Source organism: Bartonella sp. CE47NXGY, from assembly GCF_042195415.1.
Classification (GTDB): domain Bacteria; phylum Pseudomonadota; class Alphaproteobacteria; order Rhizobiales; family Rhizobiaceae; genus Bartonella.
Genome location: NZ_JBHIOI010000258.1, coordinates 1 through 626, shown reverse-complemented (window position 1 = coordinate 626; position 626 = coordinate 1). Strand labels below are relative to the sequence as shown.

At 46.2% G+C, this 626-nt stretch carries 1 protein-coding gene; it reads right to left on the bottom strand.

Annotated features, from left to right (window positions below; all coding sequences use genetic code 11):
* Positions 1-66 precede the first annotated feature (66 nt).
* Positions 67-626 (bottom strand): hypothetical protein (locus tag ACFIL3_RS11330; RefSeq protein ID WP_375682295.1); only part of this gene is annotated, 560 nt, incomplete at its 5' end.

Below are 626 nucleotides of genomic sequence, written 5' to 3'. Positions count from 1 at the left end.
AGGGCTTTGGTTTGATCCCCAAACCTACCGCTATCGCTGTTCTTTTGAACAATCATTCCCTCGACGTTATCTGTAATGCCCCATAAACCCCACTCTCTTTAAAAACGTCTCCGCCTTCACACACGCACGCCTTGCTCCCACAGAAATAACAGGAAGGATCAATCCACAAATGATGAAAAACACCCAATCCTTCGCGAACCAAAGCCTGCTCAACCCCATATACTCTGCTCCCAGACGTAAACAAAAAAAGATCGCTCCAACAACGGCGCAAAACACCACCCCCTTCAATAACCACAAACAACGCGTCACCACCCCATCTCGCCGCCCCCTCATATGCAAAATCAAGAACCACTCCAACAGTGCAGCAAACACGATCCCCATCAAGGACAGGAGTCCCCATGGTATGTCCATACTCTCCATCCCCCAAAGAGCTAAAAAAAGGACGACTCCTAAAATGCCGTAAAACAGCACTTCCTTCAAAAAGAGGGAAACACCAAAAATACAATAAAACGCCGCTCGCCACCACGGAATATCGAAGCGCTTGGAAACCTTATAAGTACCAATAACGACAACAATAAAAAGGTAGGAAAACACCAACAACAGCAAAAAAAACAAATCGTTCGACA